18 protein-coding genes and 1 pseudogene are annotated in these 19,603 nt (G+C 48.8%); 3 read left to right on the top strand and 16 right to left on the bottom strand.

Translation table 11 applies throughout. From position 1 onward, the window contains the following. The 3 genes and pseudogenes from SFSGTM_RS02540 to SFSGTM_RS02525 all read left to right on the top strand — a co-directional run bounded on the left by SFSGTM_RS02540 (nucleotide 1) and on the right by SFSGTM_RS02525 (nucleotide 3,298). A pseudogene (locus tag SFSGTM_RS02540) lies at nucleotides 1-914 on the top strand (tyrosine-type recombinase/integrase). Continuing rightward, nucleotides 911-2,026 carry an IS91 family transposase gene (locus SFSGTM_RS02530; RefSeq protein WP_162083488.1) on the top strand — a complete coding sequence of 372 codons (1,116 nt, stop codon included), beginning with the start codon at nucleotides 911-913 and terminating at the stop codon, nucleotides 2,024-2,026. The pseudogene SFSGTM_RS02540 and the gene SFSGTM_RS02530 overlap by 4 nt, the downstream one beginning before the upstream one ends. Nucleotides 2,027-2,701: 675 nt before the next feature. Continuing rightward, the gene (locus SFSGTM_RS02525; RefSeq protein ID WP_198420605.1) at nucleotides 2,702-3,298 is read left to right on the top strand and encodes a phosphatase PAP2 family protein; all 597 of its coding nucleotides are present in this window, start codon (nucleotides 2,702-2,704) and stop codon (nucleotides 3,296-3,298) included. 10 nt (nucleotides 3,299-3,308) lie between these two features. On the opposite strand, the gene SFSGTM_RS02520 is transcribed toward SFSGTM_RS02525, so the two are convergent. The 16 genes from SFSGTM_RS02520 to SFSGTM_RS02445 all read right to left on the bottom strand — a co-directional run bounded on the left by SFSGTM_RS02520 (nucleotide 3,309) and on the right by SFSGTM_RS02445 (nucleotide 19,573). After that, entirely contained in the window at nucleotides 3,309-4,169 is an 861-nt protein-coding gene (locus SFSGTM_RS02520) for an EpsD family peptidyl-prolyl cis-trans isomerase (RefSeq protein ID WP_162083787.1), read from the bottom strand. 54 nt (nucleotides 4,170-4,223) lie between these two features. Continuing rightward, a complete protein-coding gene (gene hslU, locus SFSGTM_RS02515; protein WP_162083786.1) occupies nucleotides 4,224-5,567 on the bottom strand; it encodes an ATP-dependent protease ATPase subunit HslU in 1,344 nt (447 codons plus the stop codon). A 4-nt stretch (nucleotides 5,568-5,571) separates the two neighbouring features. Continuing rightward, nucleotides 5,572-6,108 (bottom strand): ATP-dependent protease subunit HslV, encoded by a 537-nt coding sequence (gene hslV / locus SFSGTM_RS02510; protein ID WP_162083785.1) that lies wholly within the window; start codon nucleotides 6,106-6,108, stop codon nucleotides 5,572-5,574. A gap of 116 nt (nucleotides 6,109-6,224) precedes the next feature. After that, entirely contained in the window at nucleotides 6,225-7,400 is a 1,176-nt protein-coding gene (locus SFSGTM_RS02505; protein ID WP_162083784.1) for an STAS domain-containing protein, read from the bottom strand. A gap of 133 nt (nucleotides 7,401-7,533) precedes the next feature. Further along, entirely contained in the window at nucleotides 7,534-8,298 is a 765-nt protein-coding gene (locus SFSGTM_RS02500) for a metal ABC transporter permease (RefSeq protein ID WP_162083783.1), read from the bottom strand. After that, entirely contained in the window at nucleotides 8,298-9,206 is a 909-nt protein-coding gene (locus SFSGTM_RS02495; protein ID WP_162083782.1) for a metal ABC transporter substrate-binding protein, read from the bottom strand. The genes SFSGTM_RS02500 and SFSGTM_RS02495 overlap by 1 nt, the downstream gene beginning before the upstream one ends. 12 nt (nucleotides 9,207-9,218) lie before the next feature. Beyond that, nucleotides 9,219-10,631, bottom strand: a complete 1,413-nt coding sequence (locus SFSGTM_RS02490) for a hypothetical protein (RefSeq protein ID WP_162083781.1) — start codon at nucleotides 10,629-10,631, stop codon at nucleotides 9,219-9,221. An 84-nt stretch (nucleotides 10,632-10,715) separates the two neighbouring features. Continuing rightward, entirely contained in the window at nucleotides 10,716-11,030 is a 315-nt protein-coding gene (locus tag SFSGTM_RS02485; RefSeq protein ID WP_162083780.1) for a hypothetical protein, read from the bottom strand. A 58-nt stretch (nucleotides 11,031-11,088) separates the two neighbouring features. Beyond that, complete coding sequence (locus tag SFSGTM_RS02480; RefSeq protein WP_162083779.1) at nucleotides 11,089-11,757, bottom strand: energy transducer TonB; 669 nt, start codon at nucleotides 11,755-11,757, stop codon at nucleotides 11,089-11,091. After that, nucleotides 11,750-12,148, bottom strand: a complete 399-nt coding sequence (locus tag SFSGTM_RS02475) for an ExbD/TolR family protein (protein ID WP_162083778.1) — start codon at nucleotides 12,146-12,148, stop codon at nucleotides 11,750-11,752. Before SFSGTM_RS02475 ends, SFSGTM_RS02480 begins: the two co-directional genes overlap by 8 nt. Nucleotides 12,149-12,150: 2 nt before the next feature. After that, nucleotides 12,151-12,798, bottom strand: a complete 648-nt coding sequence (locus SFSGTM_RS02470) for a MotA/TolQ/ExbB proton channel family protein (protein WP_162083777.1) — start codon at nucleotides 12,796-12,798, stop codon at nucleotides 12,151-12,153. Nucleotides 12,799-12,838: 40 nt separating this feature from the next. Beyond that, nucleotides 12,839-15,202 carry a TonB-dependent receptor gene (locus SFSGTM_RS02465; protein ID WP_162083776.1) on the bottom strand — a complete coding sequence of 788 codons (2,364 nt, stop codon included), beginning with the start codon at nucleotides 15,200-15,202 and terminating at the stop codon, nucleotides 12,839-12,841. A 64-nt stretch (nucleotides 15,203-15,266) separates the two neighbouring features. Beyond that, nucleotides 15,267-15,581 (bottom strand): hypothetical protein, encoded by a 315-nt coding sequence (locus tag SFSGTM_RS02460; RefSeq protein ID WP_162083775.1) that lies wholly within the window; start codon nucleotides 15,579-15,581, stop codon nucleotides 15,267-15,269. Between the two features lie 87 nt (nucleotides 15,582-15,668). Continuing rightward, nucleotides 15,669-16,724 (bottom strand): CobW family GTP-binding protein, encoded by a 1,056-nt coding sequence (locus tag SFSGTM_RS02455; protein ID WP_162083774.1) that lies wholly within the window; start codon nucleotides 16,722-16,724, stop codon nucleotides 15,669-15,671. Nucleotides 16,725-16,912: 188 nt separating this feature from the next. Beyond that, nucleotides 16,913-18,085, bottom strand: coding sequence for a porin (locus SFSGTM_RS02450; protein WP_162083773.1), 1,173 nt, complete (start codon nucleotides 18,083-18,085; stop codon nucleotides 16,913-16,915). Nucleotides 18,086-18,349: 264 nt separating this feature from the next. Further along, on the bottom strand, nucleotides 18,350-19,573 hold the full coding sequence (locus SFSGTM_RS02445) for an ABC transporter permease (protein ID WP_162083772.1): 1,224 nt from the start codon (nucleotides 19,571-19,573) through the stop codon (nucleotides 18,350-18,352). Nucleotides 19,574-19,603: the final 30 nt, after the last annotated feature.

Genomic DNA, 19,603 nt, shown 5'->3' with positions numbered 1-19,603 from the left:
TTGACAGCCCCCACACCCATCCCCGCGCACTTCGAGCACAATCACCAGCGACTGCTGAATTGCCTCAAGCTCAGAGGCATGCAGCCTAAAACCATCGCCTTGTATTCACACGGCGTACGGCGCGCAGCGGTGTATTTTAATGACCAGATAGACGCGCTCACCAAGCCACAATTAACCGACTATTTTGTTCGCATCCTGGATACCCATTCATGGAGTACGCTCAAACATGATCTGTATGGACTGAAGTTCTATTATGCCCATGTACTCAGCCAACCCTGGCCAGGTGCGGATCTGGTTAAACCACCCAAGTCATATAGCCTGCCCGACATCATTACCGTCGCCCAGGCACAACAAATCTTCATGGCCACCCGCGTATTGAGCTACCGCGTATTCTTCTTCACCCTCTACAGCCTGGGCTTACGATTAGGCGAAGGCTTACGCTTGCAGGTAGGGGATATCGATGCGGATCGGATGCGGGTGCAAGTACGCAACGCCAAAGGCAACCGTGATCGATTGGTGCCGTTATCAGAGAACACCTTGCAGGTATTGCGCCGTTTCTGGCTCACCCATCGCAACCCAAGCTTGCTCTTTCCTAATCGACACGGCGGTCTTGCCAAATCGCACTTGGCACGCACCCCGCTGGATCGTGGTGGTATCCAGACCACCTTGGGTCAAGTGACCCGTGACTGTGGCTTAAAAAAAGAATTACACCACACAGCCTGCGCCACAGCTATGCCACCCACCTGATAGAAGCTGGCATCGATTTACTCGAAATTCAGCAGATACTCGGACACCAGTCCATCCTCACCACCATCCGCTACACCCACCTCACCGAACAACGCCATCAGAGCGCACACACTCGCCTTAATCAATTAATGGAGAAATTCCACATTCATTGGGGCAAAGTCAAATGATCAGACTGGCGCACATCGTAGCAACCTACGCAGCTAAACTGCTTGCACAACACGGTCATCACCTATTGCCCAGCCAGCAAGCTGCCTTAACCGCCTTTCAAACCTGCCGTAGCCAGATGAGCCCGAGGATGCAACTTGCCTGTGATGATTGTCAAACACCCAGCTACCTGCCACATTCCTGCGGTCATCGGCATTGCCCGCATTGCCAGGCGCACGAATCACAGCGCTGGATAGACCAGCAATTACACAAATCCATCCCCGCCAACTACTTCATGCTCACCTTCACCGTGCCCGCCCAGTTGCGCACACTGGCCTGGCAACATCAGCGCGTCATGTATGACTTGATCACACGCTGCGCGTGGGAAACAGTCAACACCTTCAGCCAAAACGACAACAAGCTGCGCGGCAGCGCAGGGGCGGTGACTGTACTGCATACCCATAACCGCCGACTGGACTATCACCCCCATGTGCATCTCGTCATGCCCGCTGTCGCCTTTAACCCCAAACAGCGACGCATGCGTCATAAACACGGCAACTACCTGTTTAACCACAAAGCCCTGGCCAAAGTATTTCGTGCCAAATTACTGGCAGGCATCAGACAAGCAGGACTCACCCTGCCAAACGATTACCCGACCGATTGGGTGGTGGATTGCAAAGCCGTCGGCACTGGACAGCACGCTCTGATCTACCTTGGGCGCTATCTGTATCGGGGGGTGATACAGGAGAAAGACATCCTCTCCGACCGGCATGGTCAGGTCACCTTCCGTTACCGGAACAGCCAAACCAAACAAATGGAAACCCGTACCTTGAGTGGTGTAGCCTTCCTGCGACTGATACTGCAACACATTCTGCCCAAAGGCTACCGCCGCGCCCGCAACTTTGGCTACCTGCATCCCAATAGCAAACTACTCACCCAGCTACAGCTGACCCACCTATGGCGACGGAACAATCCGCCGCCAGCGCAACCCAGACCAGCGATACGTTGCCAATGTTGCGGTGGGGTGATGAAGATAGTGCGCACACGTATCAAAGCGATACCGCTAGCCACATCAGCCCCATCTATAAAACGGGAACACAGAGCAGATGACACAGGGTGGGAGACCATGCGCTAAACCAGCCCACACCGCCCACCTGCCAGACTAGGCAGGTATGGCCGTGCTCGCCCTGAAGAAGGCTGAAATTGGGTTAACATGCCCGAAAAGCCGACTAAAAACGGTGAGTTGAATAGAATAAGTTGCTGCAATGGCAACGTGAAGGTCGTGAAATGGCGGGTGGGATGCGTAACGCGTCCAGTTATGCCAGCATAGTCAAAAAGATATTTCCATAAGCGCTCAAGCAACACCCGCCCCAGCCATGCCGGGCTTGTCCAACAAACGGTTCAGATTGTGGCTCGCTTCGCGATCACAATCTAACCTTATTCGTTAGCGCAACAGCAGCTGCGCTCAATGTTTTGATAAGACGGTTGGTTGATTGCATTTTTACCTCGAACGTATGAATAAAATATTAGCTGCACATCACATTGCAGTTGTAATAATTCTAAGCATTTATATTCGACCATAAATGAATATTGAGTGACCATTTACTGACAAGATCGTAAGTAAAGCTAGGCTATCAACCCAGATAACAATCCAGCTCTCACATAAAACTCACCTTATGCGAAATAGCTGATATCTCGCTTGTTCTAAGGACTTTTCTCGGTTAAAGTTAGCCGTCATTCCGCCACTACTCCTTCCATGATTTTCTGGGCCACTATTACTAATTTAGCCAGTTTCAGTGTTATTGCACCGATGGCTACAGCTATCACTGGCTGGCTACTAGCTGGTCGGGCATGGCGGTTAACCATGTGGTGGCTGCTGTTGTTTTTAGGTGCGATGAGCATTGTTGTCGCCAGTAAAATTGCATTTATAGGCTGGGGAATAGGTAGTCGTGAATATGACTTTACCGGCTTTAGTGGTCATGTAACACGCGCAATGTCGATCACGCCAGTATTGCTTTATCTGCTTACGCAAAGAGCATCCGCAATGATGCGTTTAGGCGCAATAGCACTGGGAGTTGGTTTTGGCACGTTGATCGCGGTTTCCCGAATTATGGTACACGCTCATTCCTTGTCGGAATCAATAGCGGGCTGGCTATTAGGCGGCACTATCAGTTTTGTGTTTATTTATTTGCTACACAAAGCCCCACCAATTCGCGCTCACTACGGTTTAATTGCGCTGGGTTTAGTTGGCCTGATATTCGCCACCCCTTTTGTAGAACCAACCCCCACACAGCGCTGGATTACGCAAGCAGCACTGTATCTGTCAGGTCATGATCGCCCATATATTCGCGTTACTTGGCAGCCTGCCCCAAAATCCTGGCGACCAAGTAATGATGTAGAAATTTAAAGCCTGCTAGTTATTGCGCAATATCGGTATAGACTATTTTGGAATTAAGGCGTGCCTGCTTCAACCACAATGCCACTTGTTGCGCCGCGCTCTCTGCTATCAGCAAGTCACGTATCCGCAATTGCGCATGCGCGAGCGAAATGGGTTGAGGTTGCGTGGCTAACAATAAATCTATACTAATGCTGTCCTGATCCTGATTAAGTATCGCCGCTTCACCGACCTTGATTTGCATAATCAGGCTGCGCTCAGACGGGCTCATATCTTCCGGAGCTTTTGTGGTGTTACTGGTATCGTACGGAATATGCTGCGCATCAAGCCAGTGGACAAATGCATCAATATTATCGCTTTGCTTCAATTGCGCCAGTAACGAAGTCTGGTTCTCAGCGCTGCTTTGTACACGTAACTGTTGTAACTGATACAACTTGCGGTCACTGAACAATACGGGATGTGATTGATAATAAGCTGCAATTTGCTGATCGGTAGGCGCTGTGCCACTATGAAATTGGCGTGCTTTGTAAGCATCAATCAATATATTCTTCTTGCTATCCAGTTCAGCCTGCACCACATTCACATCTCGATCCAGTTTGGCCTGTTTAGCTGCCGTTTGTAACAAGTGCTGATCGATCACTGCATCAATAGCCTGCTTGCGCATTTGCTCTGGTGTGCCATCTAACTGGGTAAGGTGCGACATATACTGATTAACTTCATGAACAGTGACTTCCTCGCCATTCACTTTGGCCACCACTTGCGTTTTGCCTTTATCAACTCCATGGGAGGAACTGCAACCCGCCAAAAAAAATGGGACACACATCAGTCCCAGCAACATACTACGTGAACATAACGAAAATCGAGTCTGCTGCTGGTTCTTCATAGCGGTCCTTAACAATATTAGTGATAAAAACTGTGGCGACGTGTAGAGATCATATTACAACACATAACGCGCCAAATCCTCGCTCACTGCAATATTATTAAGTCTGGCATTTACAAAATCCACGTCGATTTCCACGGCTTCTGTCTGATGCAGATGCGCTTCAAACGACACCGTTTCCAGCAACCGCTCCATTACCGTATGCAAGCGACGAGCACCTATGTTTTCAGTAGTTTCATTCACGTGAAATGCAATTTCCGCAAGGCGAGTAATGCCCTCAGGCGTAAAGTTCAATGTCACCCCCTCAGTCGCCAATAACGCCTGGTACTGCAAAGTCAGGCAGGCATCTGTTGCAGTCAGGATAGCTTCAAAATCAGCGACAGACAATGACGTCAACTCGACACGTATCGGAAAACGCCCCTGCAATTCAGGAATCAGATCTGACGGCTTCGCCAGATGAAATGCGCCGCTGGCAATAAACAGAATATGGTCAGTTTTGACCATGCCATATTTGGTCGTTACCGTGGTGCCCTCCACCAACGGCAGCAAATCCCGCTGCACACCCTGACGCGATACTTCGCCACCACTGGCCTCAATGCGGCTGGTGATTTTGTCAATTTCATCAAGGAAAACGATGCCATTTTGTTCCACACTGAGCAAAGCGCGCTGCTTGATATCTTCTTCGTTCACCATACCCGAGGCTTCTTCTTCAACCAGCAATTTCAACGCATCAGCAATTTTCAGCTTGCGCGTTTTACGTGGCCGGTTGCCCATATTCTGGAACATATCCTGTATCTGACTGGTGAGGTCTTCCATACCGGGTGGCGCAAAAATTTGCGCAGTTGCTTGCGCGCCCGCGACATCAATGTCGATTTCCTTATCGTTCAATTGTCCTTCACGCAGCATCTTACGAAATTTCTGCCGTGTCGCACTATCCTCTGGCTTTTCCGTGCTATCCAAACCCAGACTATGGGAAACATCACGCGCAGGCGGCAACAATGCATCCAGCACACGCTCTTCGGCCGCATCTTCAGCACGCATTTTGACCTGTGTCATGTCTAGCTCACGCAAATCTTTGATCGCAATTTCCATCAGATCACGAATAATCGAGTCAACATCACGACCGACATAACCCACCTCGGTAAATTTCGTGGCTTCGATTTTAATAAAAGGCGCATTTGAAACACGTGCCAGACGCCTTGCAATTTCAGTCTTACCCACCCCTGTAGGCCCTATCATCAGGATATTCTTAGGAGTGATTTCATGGCGCAGTGGTTCAGCCACTTGCGCGCGCCGCCAGCGATTACGCAGCGCCACGGCTACTGCACGCTTGGCAGGATCCTGTCCGATAATGTGTTTATCGAGTTCATGTACGATTTCTTGGGGGGTCATATTCGACATTATGCTATTCCAGAACTTCTATGAGATGATTTTGATTGGTGTAAATGCAGATATCACCGGCTATCGCCAATGATTTGGCAACAATATCTTGTGGCGACAAATCAGTATTTTCCAGCAGACCACGCGCAGCCGACTGCGCATATGCACCGCCACTGCCGATGGCGACTATGCCATACTCAGGCTCCAGCACATCGCCATTACCAGTAATAATCAACGAGTGCTCCCGATCTGCTACTGCCAGCATTGCTTCCAGACGACGCAAAGCCCTATCACTACGCCAGTCTTTTGCCAAATCTACTGCCGAACGCAACAAGTTACCCTGATGTTTATCCAGTTTGGCTTCAAATCGTTCAAACAAGGTAAAGGCATCCGCCGTACCGCCAGCAAAGCCCGCCAATATCTGCCCCTGATGTATGCGTCGTATTTTACGTGCAGTGCTTTTGATGACGATATTGCCTAAAGTCACTTGACCATCGCCCCCCAGTGCAACCTGATTACCACGTCGTACTGAGAGTATGGTTGTGCCGCGATATTGTTCCATAATGCTTACCGATAAAAGACAATACGGAATTAGATGAGGACTGGATGAACAATATCAAGCGTAAATCATAAAAAAGGGAGCTGATCAGCTCCCTTTTTTATGATTTACACCATGCTTTATTTACGTGGCAGTATTGTGGCCATTTGATCCAGACCCATAGTGATTAACAAGACTCTCACCATCATATTTGCATCTATTATCGACACATTCTTACCAGATGGAATCAGCGCCATCAGTGCATCCATGAACAAACCTACACTGGCAAACTCAACCCTGTCTACTGCATGCATATCAAGCACCACATCACTATGTTTAGCCGCATACTGTTTAAATGCGTCAAAGATCGCCGCGCTCGCACTGGTTATCGTTCCCGTCATGATAAAGGCCTGAGATTCAGCAACAGCACTACTCGGTATAGCCGCTGGTTTTTTGGGTGCTTCAGCAACGGACGTCGCAATTTTCTTAGGTGACTCCCACGACGGAGGCGATACTTCAAAACGCACGGCAAAATCAACCGCCAAATCCTCAAATTCCGATTCCTTACCTTGAAGCTGGTACAGCTGTAACAACAATAACCAAGGCTCACAATTATTGTTTTCGGGTTGTGCAATGTATTGTTGTAACAAATCCACAAATGCACCACTGGCAATCTGCAAGGTTGCCTGTTGTTTTTGCAGCTTAACCATCGCGGCTTGTAACAAACCCGCACCTTCAGGCGTAATCAGCGTCAAACCAGACAAGTCCAGCTGTATCGAGCCTTTGCTCGCCGCTGCCTGCAGCAAGCCGATACGGTCAGCCATATGTAAATCCAGACTGCCCTTTAGTGAAAATAGCTGCCCTTCTGTCGCTGCAACTGTTGGCGTTTCTGTTACCGACGCTAACGACTCATCACCAGCACTGCGCCACATAGGGGGAGATTTCTCGCACTCGTTAACATAATCCAATGCCAACTTATCAAATTCTTTACGTTTATTGCTGACTTGATACAAATCAAACAACATAAACCACAGCAATTCTTCCTTGGGTGTCTTAGCTAACAACGCATGGACACCACTGATTGCATCGTCAGTCCGGCCATTGGCGTAAGTCATTGCGGCATCCTCAACACCGTATGGAAACTGTGATTCCATCTCGGTGACGATAATGCTTTCGTGTGTCAGATCCTCATTGAAACGTTGCTCAGTTAGCGTTTCTGCATGAATTTCAGCAATAGCCTGTTCTTTGCTCTTAGGCTTAACCGCCACCATCTCTAATGAGCGGTCGGCTTCTTGCTTCTCTTTACGCTTGAACATCCCAAAAAATTCCACTGCTTCGCCCTAACGTGTCATGTTTTTATCAATACTGCATTATTGCCGTATCCGCCCCAAACATCAACGGATACATGGAATATTTTACCATTAACCAAGGTGACTATCCTACAAAGCATCAAACATGCCGACGTGCCACAGGTAACAATCGACTCATTAACGCCATAATTGCAATAGCCCATACGATTACCGCGCCAGATGGCACGTCATACCAGGCCGACATCACCAGACCCAGCGCATACCCGCACGCACCAATCGCATATGCCACCCATAATCCGACACGATCTGAATACTGACGTACGGCCAGCGCAGGAACAATCAAACTGGCAAACACCAGATAAATACCGACTAACTGCACTGATAAGGTAATTGCACAAGCAAAAATCAAGTAAAACCCTGCTCGTCCCAGATGCGCACCCAGCCAGTGACGCGCCAGTAACAATAACGCCGTCACGACTGCAGTAATCTGTAATTGTGCAGGGCTCACCCACAGTATCTGTCCGACTAACAAATCTTTCAGATGTTCCGCACCATGCGGGTTACCGGCCATCAATATCAAACTTGCGCAAGCAGCCAGCACAAACGACACACCTATCAGCGCTTCCTGACTATCTGGATAATGTTTCTCAGTCCAGGTCAGACCTATCGCCCCCACTGCAGCCGCAGCGAGTGCCGCAACCTGCACACCCCAGGCATGCGGATCCATGCCCAACGCATCTGCCACGATGACGCCCAATCCAGCGATTTGCGCGATAGCCAAGTCAATAAAGACGATACCGCGCGCCAACACCTCGCGACCCAGTGGCACATGCGTTGCCAGCACCAACAATCCTGCCAGCAGCGCAGGCCATAGTATCGATATATCGAGCGCGGTATTGTCCATTATTTCGCCACCTTATCTGCCGCCAACAGGCGATTAATAGTATCGTCAAACAAGCCAAACAAAGTATTAGCTGCTGGCGTACCACCTACTGTAAATGGCAATACCACTGCTGGAATATTGGCACGCTGCGATAACCAGGCAGAAGCCCTGTCATCGTTATAAGCGGAACGCACCACCATCTTGGCTGGGGTAATACTCAACTTGTTCAACACTGCCGATAGCGACGCAATGCTGGGCTCGACACCAGGTTTAGGCTCCAGTGTCGCCACCTGTTTCAACCCCAGCCAGTTTTCCAAATAGGGGTAAGCTTGATGTTGCGCCACGATCACCACACCTTTTAATGGCGCAGCCTGTGTTTCCCAACGTGCAATTGCTGCACGCCAGCGCGCCATAAAATCATCATGGCGCGCTTGATAATAAGCCGTATTAGCTGCATCGACTGTTTCCAGCGCCTTGCTCATAGCATCTGCTACGAGCGCGATGTTGTGCGGATCAGTCTGTATATGCGGATTACCTGCCGCGTGAACATCGCCATCAGCCCTGTCCAGTCGCTGTGGCTTCTCCAGCAGCGCTACATAACGTGTTGCTTCGAAATTACCTGGCTGGCCTGGCTGTATCGCCGCATTGCCTGAATCACGCAACAATATTGGCAACCAGCCTATCTCCAGTTCTGCCCCTGTACACACTAGCATATCCGCATTACGGGCACGCGCAATCAGTGATGGCCGCGCTTCTATGCGATGTGGGTCTTGCAAAGCCGACGTCGCATTTGCCACTTTAACCTTATCACCGCCCAACTCCTGCGCCAATGCACCCCACTCTGGTTCGCACGCCAATATGTTTAACGCCGCATGCGCTGAAAAACTGCCAGTCAGCGCTAACATTGCAAATATTAATTTGATTTTCATTTCTAATAACTCCTAGAAAGTATGGGCGCCATGCGCACCTAGACTCATGATGTATTGTAGGGAGAACTGGTTATCAGTTTCAGTCGGACGTGACGCATCGCGGGCATATTGCACGCGGAAACGCGAAAATTCACTCGGACTGTAATCTACCATCGCTGTATTACGGCTAGGGCTATACGCCGCCAGAATCGGGAAATCCGCCGCAGTCAAACCAGCGCCCAATACTACGCTGCCACTGCTCATACTATCGTGACGCAAACCTACTCGCCAATGGGGCATGAACTGATACACACTTTGCAGATACCAGCCAGACTGGCTTGAGGTATAAGTATCAGCTACGCCTGTACATACACCGGTGCTGGCAGAGTTATCCAGACAGGCCAAATTCCCATCCTCATTACGATGCATATACTCGCCCTGTATTTTCAGGCTGTTAACAGTCGCATTACCATTCGGTGCCCACTTCCAGATAAAGTCGCCTATCCAGGTTTTACTTTTGCCTGAAAATGCATTAGTCGTCGCAACACCCGCTGCATCGACATCTGCATAGGTTCTATCCTGTGCGCCCGTCCCCAGGTATGACAAACCAGCACGCCAGCTATTTGAGTCATCATAATCGCCACCCACATGCGCAAACACTGCCCCAGCCACACTCCCGTTTTTATCTTTGGTGGTGGCCGGAAAACTACGCCCGCTACCCAGCTCTGCACCCAATTCGACCAGCAAACTTTCGGTTGGTGCCAGCCATTTCACTTGCACACCGTCATCAGCATACTGATTACCCAGAAACGATTTATACACCAGTGGCGCATCGGTGAAATCCCAGGCATGGGAGTGCACATTGTTCAAATAACCAATGCTGGAGTAAAAACGCCCCGCCTGTGCACTCAAGCCATGACCCAGTCCCAGCGTCTGCACAAATGCATTTTCTATCCCCACGGTGTTATCTGGTGCCATTGCCAGTACAAAATTGCCACGATAGTCAGGATCGATATTTGCACTAATCGCCAATTCAGATTCACCCAGCGAAAACCCGCGTGCGTTAGGTGCAACTTCACCACCACTCGGAATAAAACCGCCTATGGCATAAGTGGATGGCGATAACGAACTGTGATTCATCGTCCCGGCCAATATCAGGGAAACTGCAGGATTAAATGCGCTTTCCTTACTCGGTGCAGGTTGTGCGGCAACCGCAGCAACCTGGCTGGCCTGCTCTGCTTTACTATCCGCCTGCTCAGCCTTCTTGTCTGCCTGCTTGGCAGCGGCTTCTGTTTGCGCGAGACGGGCTTCTAACTGCTGGATGCGCGCTTCATAGCTCGCTTTCATTTGTTGAATTTCTTGGCGTATCTCCGCCAGATCGTCGCCGGCATAGGCAGACGTACCCAGCATCATCAAGATGCCAGACGCAATTAACTTACGTTTCATGATATATCCTTACTTAAAAATAAAACGTGACGCAATGTTTCCACTATTAGCAGAAACAGAGCGACATCAATAATGATTTAATTTTTAAGCAAGCAAAGGAGGCGCGCGGGATAAATAACAACGAGGAGGTGCAAGGCGCAGGTTCGCTATTGCAACCACTATAAACGTGGATGGAACAGAGGTGACAGCAGGCAGATTAAAATTCGGCAGTGGCGCACTGTCCAGCGCGCTCACCACACATAAATCACACAATTGACTATGTGAGCCAGGTGCCTGTTTCTGTGTACTGCCGTCATGCCAAGGGTGAACGACACCATGCGCCGCGACGAGCTGTTGCGTCCACGTCAAGAGTATGATGAGGATGAAAGCAAGTTTGGCTAAATGGCGACGTGTCAGCATTTAGTCAGTATAACTGATTTTCCCGCTAATTCACTAGCGCCGTCCTAGCCTCTCACTATCAATCTACATCTATCGCAACTTTAATTTCCTGTACCGAAGCGACAGGCTTCCCTGCTTGCATTGCAGGGAAAAAACGCCAGGTTCTCAGAGTTTTTAATATCAGCTGATTCACCCGTGGGTCAGGTGCAGGCTGAGTTAATTCAACCGTCACACTGCCATCTGCAGCAATATGAAATCGCGCCATCACCACTGCATGCATAGTTGCATCCAGCAGATCTTCCGACAATTTTGGTTTAGGTTGATACAGCGCACGCGCCCCTAGTTGCTCCGTACCTTGGGCATTACTGCTTGGCACTGTTGGTGCAACTGGTGGTGGAGGAGGAGCTGCCACTGTCGGTGCTACTGGCTGTGGCGGTGGCGTCACCAGCGCGACTACTTTGGGCACGACTACAGGCATGGTCTTTTGCAAAACTGGTGTCTGCACTTTGACCGGCGTCGGTGCTTTTTCTACCTGTGCCACAGGCTTAGGCGGCGCAGGCGGTGGTGGCAATTCGACTATGCGTGCGTCAATTGGCGGCTCTGGCGGAATTTGTGGCTGATCTGATGCCGTAAAATACCGACCAAAAATCCATAACATCATCACCCACAACAACAATGCCACAGGCAGTGACCAGCGCAAACCACTGCTCAATTCCTCACCCGGAACAGCTATGGTGTAGTTACTCATGCGCAACCGCAATCAGGAAATGTTGCGCACCTGCGACTCGTGCCTGCAACATGGCCTTTACCACGACCCCTTGCGGCGCCTTACTGTCAGCCGACACCACAACTTCATGACTGGTAGGCAGCAATGGATGCAATACCTGAACCAGCGTAGTCAAAACAACTGGCGTACGGTTAATAAATAGCTGCCCATCTGCTGTCACCACTAAAGTAACAGGCGTATCTACATGCAATTGCTCCGCCTTGCCCTGCGGCAAATTCACCTTAAGTGAATTCAAATTCTGCATGGTCAGCGAAGACAACATGAATGTCGCCAACAGAAAAAACATCACGTCTATCATCGGGATAATTTCTATCCGCCCCTTGCGTTGCACCCGTGCTTTACGCAACTTCATGATTACGCCCCCATGTTATCTGTAGCGTGCTGATCAAGACGGATATGGTCTATCATGCGCGTGCCCAGACGTTCCATTTCATCCATAGTTTGCGCTTGCAGGCGGGAGAAATAATTAAATCCAAACAATGATATCAGTGCTATCAACAAACCCACCGCGGTTGCAATCAGTGCTTGCGCAACACCGCCAGTCACTCCAGTCGGATTTACCAGCCCTGCTCCGCCTATTAGCTGAAACGCATGCATCATGCCGCCTATAGTTCCCATCAAACCTAATAGCGGCGCAGCAGTGACTATGGTTTCTAATACCCACAGTCTCCGTGACAATCCGCTTTCTATAACCTGCGCTTCATCAGCAGCACGTGATTCTGTCCACCAGTATGGATGATTGCGATTTGCCATCACCACATGGAAAAATCTGAAAAAATAGTGATGCCTATCCAGCGCTGACAATTCCTGTTCAAGCACTGACCAATCAAACCCATACGTCTCTATAAGCTGCTGCAATTTGTTAGGCAAGCGCGTGTAACGCCAGTACAACACCGCTTTTTCCAGCATAATTGCCAGTGCCAGCACAGCTAACAATGACAGTGGCAAAATCATTGCACCACCGAGTTTAAAAGCTATCCAACTTTCATGTAAATCTTGCATGGTTGACTCCATTCAGAGGTGGGATACCCACCCCTTATCATTAAAAGAATTTATCGAGACTTAATAGCACTGCACGGCGTGGCCCATATTGCGGCGCCCCGACACCAATACCACTACCATCGCGGATTTCATAACTGCTATCGAACAGATTTAATACGCTGACACGGCCTTCGATCTTGCCTAGCACTGTGGTATCAAATGAACGTGCTGCTGCCACATTAACTTGCACATAAGCTGGCAAACTTGAGGTATTGGCAAAACCGCTGCGCAAGCCGCTGCCATACACTGCATCAGCACTATACTTCGTTCCACGCCAGCGATACGCCGATCCTACAGATGCCGTAATGGTTTGATCATGATCCAGATGCACCCAATTATTGGCAATGTAAGCAAGCTCATCCGCTGCAAAATTATATTGTGCTGAAACAATGTTCTTACCCAATGCCACCGAGTGGGCGATATTGAAATAAGCTGAGAAATTATCTTTATGGTAATTACCCGTTAGCTCCGCACCATATATTTTGCCCTCGGCGTAATTGAACGGTGTGTACAGCAATGCCGCACCAAACTGCCCTTCATCCAGCAAATTGGTCACATGCTTATAATAGCTGTCCACGCCAATTGTAAACTCAGGTGTCACTTTATGACTGAGGCCGATGTCATAATAATCCGTTGACTCGGGCTGCACAGCATCATTCTGGGTGCCAGGTGGCGCAGCTGTTGTACCTTGAGATAACGCAATGGTCTGACCGCTAATCAGCTCATTAGGTGGTGGTGTAAAGTAACGTGCGTAACCTGCATGCAGTGTGGTGCTTGGCGCAATCTGATACACAGCACCCAGACGCGGACTCAGCTGACTACCTGTTACATACGCATCAACCTGATCGAAGCGCACACCATAATTAACCGTCAGCTTATCCGTTGCTTTCCACTCGTCCTGTACATAAACACCGTCCAGATTGGCAACTTTACTATTGATATCAGAAAAACTGGTCAAAGTGGTTGTCGGGTTACCACCACCATCAAGCGTAAATGCCTGTACGTCATTGTTATTATCCAGATGTTCCTGACTCACAAACACACCCGAGCGTAGCGTGTGTTGATCGTTTATACGATAACTTCCATCCGCCTGTACACCATACGCCTGACTGGTACGTAATACCTGACTTGCCACACCGTTATAAATCAGATCACCGATCACATCTGGAGCAAACAGCACTTTGGAATAACGGCTGAATGCAGCCACTTGGTAATCAAATGCATCGCCCAACGTACCTTGCAAAGCAAGAATGCCGTATCGTGTCGTTTCATGCTGATTTTCGTTCAGATTTTCTGATGGATAACTAGGTACACCCGTATAGGTGTAATTTTGTGTCAAGCCTGCAGTATTTGGAATCTGGAACTTGCTGTCTGCATTTCCCAAAATCAAACTCAGGCGCGAGCTGTCACTCAGCAAATAGGAAAAGTAGCCAAATTCCTTATGCTGACTTGTGGCATCGTGTATAGCATCGCGTGAAGCAGTCGGATTTTCTATGCCTAAATTGTTCGAGAGACTGGACGCATTCAGGTAATAACTGAAGTCACCCTTATGCCCACTCACCTCACCCGACAATTCGCGCGTATCATTACTGCCTATGGTCGTTCCTATCCGGCCACCATCTTCAAATGCACCACTTTTGGTATGAATATCCACTACCCCGGCGGTTCGATAACCATATTGCGCAGGCAACGCGCCTGTCAGCAAATTAATGCTACTAGCAAAACGCGTATCCAGCGACTGACCAAAACCGGAAATAGATTCAGGAATAATAATATCGTTAATCCGATATTGCACATTACCGTGATCACCACGTATATGCAACTGCCCATAAGAATCCTGGGCCACACCCGGAGCTTGCAACAACACCTGATTGACTGGCGTAGCTGCACCTTGTGGCAAGGCGGCAATATCTTGTGAGCTGATATGATAATTGCTGCTACCCGTATCCACTGCAATACCATTACGTGCTCTATCCAATTTTTTGGCAACAACATCAATTTCCAGCGCCTTAATACTTGATAACGTAATCGTACTGTCCTTACTGGCCGCAGACATCAAATTAACAATATCGGTGCCAGTCTGAAAATCCTTCTTGGTCGCAACTAATGCATACATACCAGTCGCCAGATGAGAAAAAACAAAATGTCCCTGCGCATCTGTCTGCGTACTAGCCAGAGTTTTACCCTCAGCTGTCTGCAATGCAACCGTAGCGGCAGCAATTGCGCGCCCCAAAGAGTCATTGACATGACCATCAATCTGGCCCGATAACGTTATTTCATGGGATGCCGCGGGTGATATATCCGCCGCATGAGCGTACGCGCCCAGCATCATCAGTATGCTGGACGCAATTAATCTACGTTTCATAGATTTAGTCCTTATTCAATAATAATCAACGCATTACGACTAAGCGCAATGCAATTTCATACAGTCAAATAAAAACAGGCGGGGCGCGAGAAGAATAAGATACAAAGGTAAACTGAGTCTGGCTAGCCAGCACTTCGGCAGCCAGTACATGGCGTGCATCAGTCGCCAAATCAAAATCCGGCAGCACCGTCGGTATATTATCCAGCGCACTGATAACACATAAATCACATAGCGGCTTATCCGTGCCAGGCGCATGATGTTGCGCGCCCCCATCCTGAAATGGGTGCACCACACCGTGCGCCGCAACCAATTGCTGCGTCCATGCCAGTAGCAGAACCAGTATGAATGCGATTTTGGAATAGTGTCCATGGGTAAACATGAGTTAAGTCTATCCTCATGCACTGACATCAACCTGACGGTATCCACACCTAATAGTCAGCTACAATCCAACTAATGTTGATATCGTTTATTTATTTGCCTGATAGGCTGACTTAAAATCTTCCAGCATCTGGGCGACCGCTTCCGCATCCAAATCGGCCACAATAAACACAAAACGACTACGATGATCAGCATCTGGCCATTCTGGCAAATCCACTGGTGGTGAAAATACATGACCCACTGCATGCAGCACCGTTGGGTGTTCCTTGCCTTGCAAATTAACGATCGCTTTCATCCGTAACACCCACTTAGCACGGTGCGTCAGCAGCATACGTAACGCAGCGTTTAGTGCATCCCATTCCAGCGGCTCATCATAAGTTAAACTAAATGAACGTATACGGTCATCATGTACGGCATCGGATTTCATCGCAGCTTTGCCGCCTAATTTACCTGCTACCACAGGCCGATATCGCGCTTCATTTAGCCATTGCGCAACTTCCGGCTGCTTGGTTGCAGGGTTAAATATGCCTGCATTCAATATCAATTCAGGTTCTATCTGCCCATGATCCGCCATCAAAATGGGTGCAGCAGGATTTAGCGTGACCAATCGTTCACGTATCAGCGCCACCTGTTTTTCACCAGCCAAATCTGCTTTAGTAATCAGCAATCTGTCTGCAACCGCGACTTGTTTTACTGCTTCGAAATAGCTATCCAGCTGTTGCTCACCCAACACAGCATCCACAGTTGTCACCACGCTATTCAATGCAAAACGCGCGGCAACCCATCGGTCATTCAGCAAAGTTTCCAGTATCGGTGCGGGATCAGCAATGCCAGTGGTTTCAATAATCACTCGCTCAAACTGCGGTATATCGCCACTCTTTGCCGCCATAAATAAATTCCGCAACGTCGGTGACAACGAACCCGCCACTGTGCAGCACACACAACCACCTTGCAATAATGCCAGCGGGCCATCTGTCTTTTGTAGCAACTGGTGATCCAGACCTATCTCACCAAATTCATTCATAATAATTGCCGTATGTGGCAATTGCGCAATGAGGTGGTTCAACAGCGTAGTTTTACCACTACCCAAAAAACCCGTGAGCAGGACCACGGGAATACGATGCGCCTCCTGTGTTATCGACATACCATTAACCTGTTCAAAAATACAATACTAACCCAAGCCATGAACATACTCATCACCTCATGTTTGTAGCATTGACATATTGCATCAAAGTTAGAACTGACCCCCTATTAAACAAACAAAAAAGCAGGCAACTTTTGGTCGCCTGCTTTTAATCAACTAAACCTTAACTGGCAAAAGCCAGCGAGGGATTAGAATGAGTGCTTCATACCCAATGAGAAGCCAGCTACATCAGCACCAGCTGCAGAGCCAGGCGCTGCATTGTATGCGAAGTTGTAGTTAGCAGCAGCATCGTTGCTGATTTTGGTGTACAGAACGTATGCAGTTGTACGCTTGCTGAAGCCATAATCCGCACCAACTGTGTACATTTTAGCGCCTGAATTTGCAACATTGTCAATTTCACCAGCCTTTGCATACTGTGCTTTCAACGCTACAGCACCCATCTGGTATTTACCAGACAAGAACCATGTGTTGTGACCGTATGCACTAACACCAGCAGCACCTAAGTTATCATCTGTTTTTTCATACATAGTAGCCAAGGTGAAATCCATGATGCTGTAAGCAGCACCTAATTTCCATGCTTTACGCTCTAGACCAGCCGTAGCCAACCCTGTTGATAATGAACCCGAAGCGCCAGAACCCAAGTTATGTTTTTCATAAGCAGCTGTCAAGTACAAAGGACCAGCATCGTACATAGCGCCCAATGAATATGCATTACCGTTGCTTGCAGTACCTGAAGTAGCAGATTCGCCACCAAATACATAACCAGCTACAGCAGAAAAGCCAGAGAAGTTAGGAGTTGCATATGCAGCTACGTTAGCTGGACGCAAATCGAAATAGCTAGTTGCAGCAACGCCTGATGCTGCACCTACCAAGTTATTATAATCACCTAAGGTGTCAGAAAACTGATCTAAACGACCTGTAGATGATTTGTATGGAGTGTCGATTTTACCAATCATTACAGTACCCAAAGCTTGGTCTGACAAACCAACAAACGTATTACGTAATGCAGCACCACCAAAAGCAGTAGTAGCACCGCCTATAGAACCTGTACCAGCTGTTGCGGTAGATGTAGAACCATTAGTAGCGTTACCTGCAGCGGTACCACCATCAGCAGTAACACCTGATTCAATTTGCCATACAGCTTTCAAGCCATTACCTAAATCTTCATTACCTTTGAAACCGATACGTGAAGCGTAGTCAGAAACACGACCAACACGGTTGCTAGTACCATTTAACAAATCTGTATTAACTGAGTCAACGCCCATAGACATCAAGCCGTATACTTCAACGTTGCTTGTAGCAGCCATTGCTGGCGCTGAAACTGCAGTAGCGATTGCGATTGCGATAAGTTTTTTGTTCATATAAATCTCCATATGGAAAAATTAAAAGTTCACTCCCTACTGGAAGCTGCTGCGATTATCGGGGCTGGTTGGCGTACGGGCAAGTAGTTTTTATGAATTGTTGTTTTTTTACAACTATGCAAACACTGTAATAAATTCTTCATAATTACCACAATTACAACAGGATTAGCAGCCTGATTATTAAAGAATTTTCATAAAACTAAGTAACCATTGTAATTCTGTACACATGACGGGTTGCATATCTGCATGCTTACACCAATCCCATTACTGATAACGCAACGCATCAATCGGATTCATCAAAGCCGCCCTGCGTGCAGGATAAAATCCGAAAAATATACCCACACCCGCAGCCACACTAAATGCGAGCAAGGCAATGTCAAACGTCACTACCACGGGGAATCCCGCCAGTTTTTGCACCGCCCACGCACCACCCATCCCCAAACCTACGCCGATTAAACAACCTATGAGGGAAATGGTGATCGCCTCTAACAAAAACTGCAGCAAAATATCTCGGTGACGCGCGCCGATGGCGATGCGTATGCCGATTTCCCGCGTACGTTCGGTTACGGATACCAGCATGATATTCATAATGCCAATACCGCCAACAATCAACGAAATGGAAGCAATCGCACCCAGCACATATGACATGATGCGTGTTGCGGCTGCGCTAGCCTCTGCCATGGCAGAAAGGTTACGCACGCTGAAATCCGCATCGGCATCTGCTGCAACACGATGGCGGGCACGCAGCAACTCATTCATTTCTTTCTCAACGGCTGGCATCGCTTCAGCCGTGCTGGCTTGCGCCATAATAAACCGAACAGTTCCCGGGAATTGGCTGCCGAACAGCTTACGCTGCGCCGTAGTCACAGGAACAATAATGACATCATCCTGATCACGCCCATCCAGACTTTGGCCTTTAGGTTCGAGCACACCAACAACTGTAAAAGGGCTTCTATTGATACGCATGGTTTTGCCTATGGGATTTTCATCGCCGAACAAATTATCCACTACGGTTTGTCCGAGGATAGCCACACGGGCAGCACCACGCACATCAGCATCAGTAAACGCGAATCCCGAGGCGACCACCCAGTTGCGTACCTGTAAATAATCGGGGGTCACACCACTGACCGAAGTACTCCAGTTATTGCCCGCATAAACTGCCGCAGCTGTGCCTGGCTGAACGGGTGCCGCGGCTGTGACATTAGGCAATTCCGCCAGCGCAGCAGCATCGCTCATGGTAAGCGTCGGCGAAGTACCCAGCCCCATACGCTGTCCACCGGAGGTTGTAGCACCCGACAGTACGATAAACAGATTACTTCCCATAGAACTGATGGTGGAGTTGATCGCATTTTGCGCGCCTTGCCCGATGGCCAGCATCAGCACCACCGCAGCCACGCCGATTATCATCCCTAGCATAGTTAAAAATGAACGCATACGATTAGCAATAATCGCACGCCACGACTCAGCCAGCATAGCAACCGGATTCATCGCCCACCCCCTCTGACGGGGTCAGTTCTA

Source organism: Sulfuriferula nivalis (assembly GCF_009937995.1).
Lineage (GTDB): Bacteria > Pseudomonadota > Gammaproteobacteria > Burkholderiales > Sulfuriferulaceae > Sulfuriferula > Sulfuriferula nivalis.
The sequence above is the reverse complement of the archived record's forward strand: the minus strand, read 5'-3'. Positions and strand labels throughout refer to the sequence as shown.

Bases quoted from the DNA above. Each gene is read 5' to 3' on its own strand.
- SFSGTM_RS02530 (WP_162083488.1), top strand. From the start codon at position 911: ATGATCAGACTGGCGCACATCGTAGCAACCTACGCAGCTAAACTGCTT.
- SFSGTM_RS02525 (WP_198420605.1), top strand. From the start codon at position 2,702: ATGGCTACAGCTATCACTGGCTGGCTACTAGCTGGTCGGGCATGGCGG.
- SFSGTM_RS02520 (WP_162083787.1), bottom strand. From the start codon at position 4,169: ATGAAGAACCAGCAGCAGACTCGATTTTCGTTATGTTCACGTAGTATG.
- hslU (WP_162083786.1), bottom strand. From the start codon at position 5,567: ATGTCGAATATGACCCCCCAAGAAATCGTACATGAACTCGATAAACAC.
- hslV (WP_162083785.1), bottom strand. From the start codon at position 6,108: ATGGAACAATATCGCGGCACAACCATACTCTCAGTACGACGTGGTAAT.
- SFSGTM_RS02505 (WP_162083784.1), bottom strand. From the start codon at position 7,400: ATGTTCAAGCGTAAAGAGAAGCAAGAAGCCGACCGCTCATTAGAGATG.
- SFSGTM_RS02500 (WP_162083783.1), bottom strand. From the start codon at position 8,298: ATGGACAATACCGCGCTCGATATATCGATACTATGGCCTGCGCTGCTG.
- SFSGTM_RS02495 (WP_162083782.1), bottom strand. From the start codon at position 9,206: ATGAAAATCAAATTAATATTTGCAATGTTAGCGCTGACTGGCAGTTTT.
- SFSGTM_RS02490 (WP_162083781.1), bottom strand. From the start codon at position 10,631: ATGAAACGTAAGTTAATTGCGTCTGGCATCTTGATGATGCTGGGTACG.
- SFSGTM_RS02485 (WP_162083780.1), bottom strand. From the start codon at position 11,030: ATGCTGACACGTCGCCATTTAGCCAAACTTGCTTTCATCCTCATCATA.
- SFSGTM_RS02480 (WP_162083779.1), bottom strand. From the start codon at position 11,757: ATGAGTAACTACACCATAGCTGTTCCGGGTGAGGAATTGAGCAGTGGT.
- SFSGTM_RS02475 (WP_162083778.1), bottom strand. From the start codon at position 12,148: ATGAAGTTGCGTAAAGCACGGGTGCAACGCAAGGGGCGGATAGAAATT.
- SFSGTM_RS02470 (WP_162083777.1), bottom strand. From the start codon at position 12,798: ATGCAAGATTTACATGAAAGTTGGATAGCTTTTAAACTCGGTGGTGCA.
- SFSGTM_RS02465 (WP_162083776.1), bottom strand. From the start codon at position 15,202: ATGAAACGTAGATTAATTGCGTCCAGCATACTGATGATGCTGGGCGCG.
- SFSGTM_RS02460 (WP_162083775.1), bottom strand. From the start codon at position 15,581: ATGTTTACCCATGGACACTATTCCAAAATCGCATTCATACTGGTTCTG.
- SFSGTM_RS02455 (WP_162083774.1), bottom strand. From the start codon at position 16,724: ATGTCGATAACACAGGAGGCGCATCGTATTCCCGTGGTCCTGCTCACG.
- SFSGTM_RS02450 (WP_162083773.1), bottom strand. From the start codon at position 18,085: ATGAACAAAAAACTTATCGCAATCGCAATCGCTACTGCAGTTTCAGCG.
- SFSGTM_RS02445 (WP_162083772.1), bottom strand. From the start codon at position 19,573: ATGAATCCGGTTGCTATGCTGGCTGAGTCGTGGCGTGCGATTATTGCT.